The sequence below is a fragment of the Streptomyces sp. NPDC005151 genome (assembly GCF_053599875.1).
Genome location: NZ_JBSFYR010000165.1, coordinates 1 through 8,180, shown reverse-complemented (window position 1 = coordinate 8,180; position 8,180 = coordinate 1). Strand labels below are relative to the sequence as shown.

At 67.3% G+C, this 8,180-nt stretch carries 12 protein-coding genes and 2 pseudogenes; 10 read left to right on the top strand and 4 right to left on the bottom strand.

What is annotated here, in order from left to right:
- The 6 genes and pseudogenes from ACWD6R_RS38760 to ACWD6R_RS38735 all read left to right on the top strand — a co-directional run.
- Window positions 1-137, top strand: a pseudogene (locus ACWD6R_RS38760) (IS110 family transposase); the annotation flags it as partial.
- A 34-nt stretch (window positions 138-171) separates the two neighbouring features.
- Window positions 172-273: pseudogene (locus tag ACWD6R_RS38755) on the top strand (hypothetical protein); the annotation flags it as partial.
- A gap of 134 nt (window positions 274-407) precedes the next feature.
- On the top strand, window positions 408-635 hold the full coding sequence (locus tag ACWD6R_RS38750) for a hypothetical protein (RefSeq protein WP_451823052.1): 228 nt from the start codon (window positions 408-410) through the stop codon (window positions 633-635).
- Window positions 636-1,440: 805 nt separating this feature from the next.
- Window positions 1,441-2,004, top strand: a complete 564-nt coding sequence (locus ACWD6R_RS38745) for an RNA polymerase sigma factor (RefSeq protein ID WP_451823050.1) — start codon at window positions 1,441-1,443, stop codon at window positions 2,002-2,004.
- On the top strand, window positions 2,001-3,146 hold the full coding sequence (locus ACWD6R_RS38740; protein WP_451823049.1) for a CU044_5270 family protein: 1,146 nt from the start codon (window positions 2,001-2,003) through the stop codon (window positions 3,144-3,146). The genes ACWD6R_RS38745 and ACWD6R_RS38740 overlap by 4 nt, the downstream gene beginning before the upstream one ends.
- Window positions 3,127-3,297 carry a hypothetical protein gene (locus tag ACWD6R_RS38735; protein ID WP_451823048.1) on the top strand — a complete coding sequence of 57 codons (171 nt, stop codon included), beginning with the start codon at window positions 3,127-3,129 and terminating at the stop codon, window positions 3,295-3,297. The genes ACWD6R_RS38740 and ACWD6R_RS38735 overlap by 20 nt, the downstream gene beginning before the upstream one ends.
- Before the next feature lie 420 nt (window positions 3,298-3,717).
- Here ACWD6R_RS38735 and ACWD6R_RS38730 read toward each other — a convergent pair whose 3' ends face one another.
- A complete protein-coding gene (locus ACWD6R_RS38730) occupies window positions 3,718-3,828 on the bottom strand; it encodes a transposase domain-containing protein (RefSeq protein ID WP_451823047.1) in 111 nt (36 codons plus the stop codon).
- 357 nt (window positions 3,829-4,185) lie between these two features.
- Here ACWD6R_RS38730 and ACWD6R_RS38725 point away from each other — a divergent pair, with 357 nt between their 5' ends.
- Complete coding sequence (locus tag ACWD6R_RS38725; protein WP_451823046.1) at window positions 4,186-4,389, top strand: hypothetical protein; 204 nt, start codon at window positions 4,186-4,188, stop codon at window positions 4,387-4,389.
- Window positions 4,390-4,411: 22 nt separating this feature from the next.
- On the opposite strand, the gene ACWD6R_RS38720 is transcribed toward ACWD6R_RS38725, so the two are convergent.
- Both ACWD6R_RS38720 and ACWD6R_RS38715 read right to left on the bottom strand, forming a co-directional pair.
- The gene (locus ACWD6R_RS38720) at window positions 4,412-5,011 is read right to left on the bottom strand and encodes an SMI1/KNR4 family protein (protein WP_451823045.1); all 600 of its coding nucleotides are present in this window, start codon (window positions 5,009-5,011) and stop codon (window positions 4,412-4,414) included.
- Between the two features lie 112 nt (window positions 5,012-5,123).
- Window positions 5,124-5,552, bottom strand: coding sequence for a hypothetical protein (locus ACWD6R_RS38715; protein WP_451823051.1), 429 nt, complete (start codon window positions 5,550-5,552; stop codon window positions 5,124-5,126).
- 398 nt (window positions 5,553-5,950) lie between these two features.
- On the opposite strand from ACWD6R_RS38715, the gene ACWD6R_RS38710 reads away from it, so the two are divergent.
- The 3 genes from ACWD6R_RS38710 (at window position 5,951) to ACWD6R_RS38700 (ending at window position 7,298) form a co-directional block, all read left to right on the top strand.
- Window positions 5,951-6,301 carry a hypothetical protein gene (locus tag ACWD6R_RS38710; RefSeq protein WP_451823044.1) on the top strand — a complete coding sequence of 117 codons (351 nt, stop codon included), beginning with the start codon at window positions 5,951-5,953 and terminating at the stop codon, window positions 6,299-6,301.
- Between the two features lie 148 nt (window positions 6,302-6,449).
- Window positions 6,450-6,638 (top strand): hypothetical protein, encoded by a 189-nt coding sequence (locus ACWD6R_RS38705; protein WP_451823043.1) that lies wholly within the window; start codon window positions 6,450-6,452, stop codon window positions 6,636-6,638.
- Window positions 6,639-6,791: 153 nt separating this feature from the next.
- Window positions 6,792-7,298 carry an RDD family protein gene (locus tag ACWD6R_RS38700; protein ID WP_451823042.1) on the top strand — a complete coding sequence of 169 codons (507 nt, stop codon included), beginning with the start codon at window positions 6,792-6,794 and terminating at the stop codon, window positions 7,296-7,298.
- Between the two features lie 94 nt (window positions 7,299-7,392).
- On the opposite strand, the gene ACWD6R_RS38695 is transcribed toward ACWD6R_RS38700, so the two are convergent.
- Window positions 7,393-7,548, bottom strand: coding sequence for a hypothetical protein (locus ACWD6R_RS38695; RefSeq protein WP_451823041.1), 156 nt, complete (start codon window positions 7,546-7,548; stop codon window positions 7,393-7,395).
- Window positions 7,549-8,180: the final 632 nt, after the last annotated feature.

The window sequence follows — 8,180 nt, the reverse complement described above, 5'->3', positions numbered from 1 at the left end:
AGCGCAAGCGCGCCGAAGGCAAGCGGCACACCCAGGCGGTCCTCGCCCTGGCCCGTCGACGGGTCAACGTCCTGTGGGCTTTGATACGTGACGGATGGTGCTACCAATGCGAACTCCCAGTCACCACAGCGGCTTGACAACAGCATTAGGAGGTGGTGCCGGGGTGTCTCCATGGCCGGGCAAAGCCGGTCCGAGCGGACGCTCTCTCCCTGCGAGCCGCTGATCGCCGACGATCTCGTCGGCGGCGGGATGAAGAAGCTCGACTCCGGTCACTGGAAGGGTGAGGCCGCCGATGCCTTCCGGGACCCCGCCTGCTCCCCTGGCCGTCGCCCGAGGGCAAGCCGTGCTTCCTCGTCACCGACGACCAGAGCAGCCACCTCTCCCGGCTGGCCGACGAGATGGAGGCCGTGCAACTGGACATGGGAGCCGAGATCCTCGACCACGCCCGCGAGGTGCTGGCGGACACCATGTCCCCGTACAGCGAGGTGCGGTACGCCGGGATCAGGCTCGCCGAGTGCCTCAGCGACGCGCTGCGGGTCGCCGAGTCGCGCGGCATGCGCCTGCCGTACGAACCCGACCGGGACGAGGGCACCACTGACGAGCACGCGTCCGAGGTCGGCACTTCGCCAGGCTGATGTGCCGGCGTCGAGCCACGAGTGGAGGCAGCGCGGTGCGGGCCATGTGCCTGCGCGAGGGCGGCTTCCCGGCGCAGGGGCTCGGCGCCTTGCGGTAGATCAGACAGGACCAGGCCGACGTGGACGGTGGGGCAGAGGCCGTAGTTCTTGCCGCTCCCCACACGTCCGCGTCGGCAGCGCCGCCTCCCGCCCGAAGGCCAGTGGGCGATCGCCCTACGCCGACACCTGTTGCGTCCGGTGAAGGTCGTGAGCTGGAGCGACGCGGGCCGGAAAGGTTCTGCTGAAGTTGCCTGTCGGTGTGCTGGGCCGGGCTGGAAGCCGGCCATGGCTGCGCCTGGCGCTGCTGACCGATCCGCGCAGCGCCAGCCTGCAGGGGACAAGGACATCGCGCGCGACGCCTTCTCCGTCAGGCCCCTCGGGAGGGGCCCGCAGGCACGGAGTTCGTCAGGCGCTCAGGACAGCGCGGGGTTCGGCAGGCAGCCGGGCGCCGCCGAGGCTTCCGGGGTACAGATACTTCTGCTCCGGGGCGGTGGTGCCATGCGCCCAGGCGTCGAAGAAGCCGGTGAGATCCTCCCCGGCGACCTACGTCGCGAGTGCCTCGAACTTCGGCCAGGAGGCGTTGCCGTAGCGGCACTTCTGCTGCCACTGCTTCAGGGTCCCGAAGAAGACGGTCTCGCCCATGGTCCGCCTGATGTGACGTACGTCTCGCCTCTCGGGCGTGTTTCCTGACATGCCGCTGTAACGATCGCCCCGTTCGGCCCACTACCCAACGACAGAGCACACCAGGAGGGACAGGAGGTGGGCAGTGCCCGATTACGATGCGGATCGTTTCACCGCCATCTACGACGGCTGTCGGCAACGCGTGTGGGCCTACGTGGTCAGCCGTGCGGGACGACAGGTCGCCGATGAGGTGGTGAACGAAGCGTTCACCGTGGCCTGGCGCAAGCTGGACGACGTCCCCGAGCCACCGCTGCCATGGCTGCTCGGGGTCGCCCGCAACATCCTGCGGGACAGCATCCGGGCGGAGGCCAGGCGCGCGTCGTTCGCCGCCGAGCTGCGCTCCTGGACGGAACCCGCCGAGGCGGACATTGCCGAGGAGGTATCCGAGCGCAACGCGCTGCTCAACGCGCTGGCCACGCTGCCGGAGGACGATCGGGAACTGCTGATCCTTTCCGGGTGGCAGGGCCTGACCCCGGCACAGGCGGCCGCGGTGGTCGGCTGCTCGCCCATCACCCTGCGAGTCCGTCTGCACCGGGCGCGCAAACGTCTCACCCAGGCCGCGTCGGCCTCCCCACCCACGGAGGAGGCCGCAGCCGCGCGGCGCGTGTCCACGCGAGTCCAGATCGCCGTAGGAAAGGAAGCCCGGTGAAGAACGACATCCTGCACCGCCTGACAGCCGCCCGCCCCGCCCACCTCGACCCCGACGGTCCCACGCCGTCACCGGTCCGGGAAGAGGAGCTCGCAACGTTCACGACCCGTCCGCGCGCGACGCGCACGGCTCGCACCACCGCCCGGCCGCGGAGGGCGGGCCGCTCTCTCGTCCCGGGTCTCGCCCTGGCCACCGCGACGGCGGTGGCGGCTCTGGTGATCACCGACACCGTGCCGCAGAAGCCAGGACCCGCCCCCTCCGCGACGTCGGGCTCCGGCAGCCAGATCCTTCTCGCTGCCGCCTCCCACGTCGAGCAGCAACCGGCCGGTTCCGGCACGTACTGGTACGTGGAGGAACACCTCGGTTCCCTCCACAAGTTCCCGGGCAAGAACTACACCGTCGCCGCCCGCACCGAGCAGCGGTACTGGACGGCCGCCGCCGAGAACAAGCAGTGGTCGCAGCTCCTGGACCTGGGGGCCCGTCCGGCCACGAAGGCCGACGAGGCGGCGTGGAAGGCGGACGGTTCCCCCACATCGTGGAACCTGAAGGGGGAGACCTTCACCTACGCCGGCAAGGGCGAGATCCAACATGACGCCCCCGGCGGAATCGCGGACGTCGTCACGATGGGCGACCTCCCCCTCCGCCTCCTGGCCACGCTCCCCACCGATGAACAGGCCCTCCGCAAGCGCCTGTTCGCCCTGGTCGACAAGGACTACAACGCCCCCGAGGAAATCCTCGACCGGATCGTCGTCGACACGGCCGTCCGACTCGCCACGACCCTCCCGTCCACCCCGGCCCTGCGCGCCGCCGCCTACCGTCTCCTCGCCGCCGAACCCGGCGTGCGCTCCCTCGGCGATGTCAAGGACCACACCGGCCGCACCGGCTACGCCGTCGCGCTCCCCAGCCCCCACGAGCCCGCCGAACTCCGCCTGATCTTCGACAAGTCCACGGGCATGCCACTCGGCACCGAGACGGTCGCCACCCGGAGCGGTGACGGCGTGAGCAAGGGCGAGCTGCAGAGCTACACGACGATCACATCGATGAAGTGGACCGAAAAGGCGCCGCCGTTCGACACCGACACCGAGGACCCGGGCCCGAGTTCCGTTCCGGTCGACGAGCCGGATGCCGAGGCGGTTCGCTGAGGCTGCTTTCGTCGGCGAGCTCGCCGAGGACACATGGGAGCTGCGCGAGCTGGTCGCTCTCGGCCCGGACGAACCCGACTACGTCGTCGGTACAGCCCAACCGGGGATCGAGGCGGGCCGCCGGAACGGTATGCGACGGCTGACCGGCTGACGCACATCGCGGACCGGCTGAGGGGCCCTGCGCTTCTCGGACAGCGGTGTTGAGGGTTCTCGTTATGCCGCTGCCTGCAACTCCTCGTACTCGGCGTGGACTTCTGCGGGAGTCTTGTAGCCGAGTCCGGAGTGGAGGCGTTTTCGATTACCTCGGTGCACAAGATCAGACGTAGTTGCTGTACTTCGCTGCTGTACGACACCAAAGAGCCCCTACCGGGTTTCCCCGGTAGGGGCTCTGAGCTGCGGTGGGCCGTTCACGGGTGGGGCTGAGCTGGGGAAACGAGCACGTTCTCCAGGACCTTCCCAACCAGGCAAGGATCATTTCCCGACAACTTGCACACACCATGCATTTGCTTGGGTCGGCTGGTTCGGGGAGCGCGACGCAAGGACGCGCTGCACCAGCGGGGAGATCGATCTATCAGACATGTGCCACCACCCTCGCGGGAAGCAGGCGCCGACGTTCCTCAGTGCGTCCGCACCCCGCCACCACCTCATCCACCAGCTCCGGCGGAAACGCACGCGTGAGCACTCCAAGGGCGATCCGATCCGAAAACCGATCACCCTCAACTACCTTCAACTGCCCGGGCCTTGGCACACCAACTCAACGAGCCAGCACCACCAAAGTCACCGGTATTGGGCCTAGACCACCCTGCCGATAGTTTGCATCGAGGGGGCAGGTCGTGCCACAACCGCGCCAGATCGGGCGGGGAGTCACGGGGAACTGCGGACATCGACAGCGCACGCAGCCTGTGCCCGTCGAAGTCGGCACGCCACAGGTCAGGACCCAACTCGCCCCACCTCGCTCCTAAAGCGGTGTTCAGTCCAGCTGAGGTCTCGTTACGGGCCATGTGTGGGCCAGGGGCGTCTTCGGGAGCCTGAAGCGGGCTTGAGTGCCCGCAATCGCAAGGAGCTCGGTTCCCGGGGCGGCCGCCCGCCGAAGTTCGACAAGGACGACTGCGAGGAGCGCCACGCCGTCGAGTGCGGGATCAACCGCCTGAAGCGCCACCGCGCGGTCGCCACGAGGTATGACAAGCTCGCCGTCCGTTATCACGCGACCGTGGTGGTCGCAGCCATCAACGAATGGCTGTGACCAGCGGGGGCCACGACAACCCCTACTGGCTGGCTGGCTGTGGCTCACCGGAGTATCGATCCAAGCCCGCCTTCCAGCGGCGTTGTTGCTCGAGCCAGTGCACGTAGCGCGGTGAGGCGTCACGGAGATCGATGCTGAGTGGGTAGGGGTCGAACTCGTCAACGAGCAGCTTGCGGAGGAATTCGACCATGCCGCAGGGGAACAGGGTGAAGTCGTCTCGGGTGTGGCGGCCGCAAACCAGGACACGCCACCGGTCAGGGTCGGGATCGGTAGTCAGCCAGCAGAGGATGTCTGGGCCAGAGGTGATGCCCCAGGCGAGGATATGGTCCGGGTTGATGTCCAGGCCTTCCTGGCCGTCCAGCATCTCCCAGGTGTAGCGGGCGTTCTCCGTCTCCTCCTCGAACGTCCCGGGATCCCACTGGATGTACTCCTTCGGCAGGGGCATGAGGATGCAGACTTCCGCGAACGAGCCGGCACCGTACACGGACATGAAGGCCATGTAGTCCCGCGGGAGCCGTGTCCCCCACCGTGCTTCCGCGGCCGACCAGTCGATCTCCTCGTCAGCGCCAAGATCTGGAGAAAGGATCTTGGCCAGTGCTGTGATGCCTGTTGGGTCTTCCATGGCAATCCCTTCAATCAGATCACCGAGTGCCTACGAGAATGCACTGACAACCAGCACAGCGGATTCAGAAGTTCTTGTCGGCCGTGACCAGCACTTTCCCAACAGGCCCTAGTCAGCCGTGCATCGCGGTGCTGTAGACGTACAGGGCGATCACACCGGCGACGCAGGCGAGGATCACCCATGAACCGAAACTGGTGTGTTTCCCACTGCCTATCGGCCGCGCGGCCTTCCCGGACTGATTGGACCGCTTGGACCGCCCGGGCGACGCCCGTCCCGGCGCGACCGGCGCCACATCAGCCGCCGCCTCGGCGAGCAGGCGACGGCAGGTCGCGGCGAGCACTCCTGTACCGGCGGAGAGGGGCACCACGGCCTCCGAACGCGCCGGAGCGGTGGTGCCGCCGTCCAGGATGCGCCCCGCGCGTACGAGGACCTCGTCCCGGCCGCCCGCCGGAGCGAGGCTGATCCACCGCCGTACATGCTCACCCCGGATGACCACACCGCCGGACCGCTCCCGGTACACAGCGTGTTCCCGCCACAATATCTCCGCCAACTCCCCGGCGGTGTCTCTCAGTTGTGCACTCACAACGCCTCCCCCTCCACACCGGCCCGCGAATCGAACAAGCATCGCACTCTAGCGACAGGCGCAGAGCGGGGGACCAGCAGTCCCCCCAGCGGCAAGGGCGCTAGCGGACGGGGTGGCGTCGGGACTGTGCTACGAGGTGAATCTGGGTGCCGTGCCCACAGAAAGAGGCTTCGCCAGCGCCGCTCGTTCTCCCGGTCTTTGTCCAGTGCACTGACGGACACCGTGGTTCACCGCCGTACACGCACCCTCTCTGAGTTGCCGCGCGAACGCCCGTGAACGCCCGTGAATGGCCATGCGCACAGTTGGAAAGCATGCACCTCGGCAGCCATGTCGGAGGGCAGTTGTAGCGTCCGTACATGGCAATCAGACCATCCAAGATATGGCAGAACGAGGTGTCGCGGAACACCGGCGCTGCAGACCTCTACAGTGCGGCGATGCTGGATGCGACCGATGCTTCTCTGGCGTCGTTCGAGGACCAGGCGCGCTCGCTCAGCAACGCGTCTGACGAGCAGATTCTCACGGCCGTCGAGCGCGTCGTACTGAAGCTCAACGCAATCGACTACGAGCACGGCTCGTACTGCACCATCGAGCGCGAGGAGCTGTGCGAGTACATAGACCAGGTCCTCACCGATCAAGGCATCGATGTCTCGGGCCTTGCCGCTCGGAATGGCATGGACGACCTCACTGGGACGTGGCGCGACTGGTAGGTCCGTGCTGCGACTGCTTCGCGTACGGCTCGCTGGCGGAAGTAGATCCTCGGTGGGTTGAGGCTTACGGGGAGAACCCCAGTGCTCTGCCGCTCCACCGACCGCGCGTTACCGTGCTCGTGCGAGGGACTCAACGTCTGGGGAAGGCATGAGTAAGAGGCGGTACGTCGCGCGAGGGGTACCCGGCGGTTACCGGATCTGGGACAACAAGGCACGACGCTGGTGGGGCGACCTCTACGAACTCTGCCCTGACGACCTCCTCACGGAACTGAACGGCGGAGCCAGCCCTGACAAGCTCACCGCATTGATGAAGCGCTACCGATCGCTGAAGCGGTAGACCCGTCGGCAGTGCCCTCCGTGTGCCCGATCATCCAGGGAACCAGGGAGAGCAGTGGCGATGGGGGCTGATATACACTCCGCGCCTGTTCGCCCTGTCCGGGGCCCAAAGAGGCTACAAGATCGAAAGTGTGAATGAGGAATGATCGGACGCATGTCATCGGGCGACGAACTCGGTTCCGACCTCGGCTCCTCTTCGCTGCCCTGGATGGTTGTCTCATCCCGATCGCTGCCCGGCTCCCCGGGGGACGTCATGCGGCGCGGCATGGCCGTGTTCATCGATCTGGTGATCGCCGTCGCTGTCACTCTCGGCCCGCTGATCGCCCTCGACCGGATCCTCGTGGCGGCCTCGGCGGACGGCGCCTGGTTGCCCTCGGCCGCAGTGTGGTCGCTCGCCTTCCTGCTGCTGTACTCGCCACTGAGCGTGTCGCGGTGGGGCGGCACGGTGGGCAAGCGGCTCCTTCACATGGAGGTCGTACGGGACGCCGACGGCGGGCGGCTCTCCTACGGCGCCGCACTGGTACGCCACCTGAGCAACCTCGTGATGGCCGCGGTCCCGGTGTTCGTGGTCGCCAACGCGACGGCGACCAACCTCAGCGAGAAGAGGCAGAGCCTGCACGACCGACTGGTCGGCAGCAGGGTGGTCATGCGGGGCCGGTAACAGTGCAGCCATGACGGGCGATCACGAGCAGCAACCCGAGCCGGCCGCGCAAGCGCGCTCGTACCAGCGCTCGAGCTGTCGCGCCCGCTGGTCGTCAGTAGCGGTGGCCGGGCCAGTGCGGATCCGTCCAGCGGTCCTTGCCGGTGAGTCCGAGCAGCCGTATCCGGTGCTGCAGATCTGCCGATGCGCCCGACTCGTGGAGCCGCACCGCAGCGTGGCCGAGGAGCCAGGCGACCAGTTCGGCGCGCATCTCCTCCTCGTCGTGCTCGTACCAGCCGACGCTCCACGGCAGGCTGTCTCCCAGGAGCTCGTACTCCCATTCCGCCGCCGCCTCGGCGAGGCGTCGGTCGCTGAGGTACCCGGTCTGCTTCGCCCATTCGGCAAGCCAGGGGCCGACCGATCCGGGCTACCTGCCAGCCGAGGGCGATGGCTGGCTCGACGAGTCCTGTGCGCAGCGTCTCGATTCCATCGGCTGCTGTACCCACGACTGCCAGCACTCCGCGACTGCCTACGCTCACCGTTCCACCGCCCCGCATCGGTCCGTCCCCAGGGCCAGCAGTACAGCAGAGAAGTACAGCAACCACACCGACCACCAACAACCCTGGCTGATCCCTACAGCCCGTTTGGCCAGGCCGACAGACCTCAGCGACCGTCGTGCCGATAGTTCGCATCGAGGGGGTCTGGGGTTCAAATCCCCACAGGTCCACCGCACGACGAAGTCCCGTCCGATCGAAAGATCGGGCGGGACTTCGTCGTTTCCGGAGTCTGTTTCTCGCCTGACTGCCCTTCAGTCGGTCCTACGTTGTTGGTGGGTTGGATGGGCCGTCGTAAGGTCCAGAGGCCCAGAGACACCGGGTATGGCTTTCAGTCGGTTGCCCTCGA

Excerpts from the sequence above, each read along its gene's own strand:
- ACWD6R_RS38695 (WP_451823041.1), bottom strand. The coding sequence starts at position 7,548 with ATGCGCGCCGAACTGGTCGCCTGGCTCCTCGGCCACGCTGCGGTGCGG.
- ACWD6R_RS38700 (WP_451823042.1), top strand. The coding sequence starts at position 6,792 with ATGTCATCGGGCGACGAACTCGGTTCCGACCTCGGCTCCTCTTCGCTG.
- ACWD6R_RS38705 (WP_451823043.1), top strand. The coding sequence starts at position 6,450 with ATGAGTAAGAGGCGGTACGTCGCGCGAGGGGTACCCGGCGGTTACCGG.
- ACWD6R_RS38720 (WP_451823045.1), bottom strand. The coding sequence starts at position 5,011 with ATGGAAGACCCAACAGGCATCACAGCACTGGCCAAGATCCTTTCTCCA.
- ACWD6R_RS38710 (WP_451823044.1), top strand. The coding sequence starts at position 5,951 with ATGGCAATCAGACCATCCAAGATATGGCAGAACGAGGTGTCGCGGAAC.
- ACWD6R_RS38735 (WP_451823048.1), top strand. The coding sequence starts at position 3,127 with ATGCCGAGGCGGTTCGCTGAGGCTGCTTTCGTCGGCGAGCTCGCCGAG.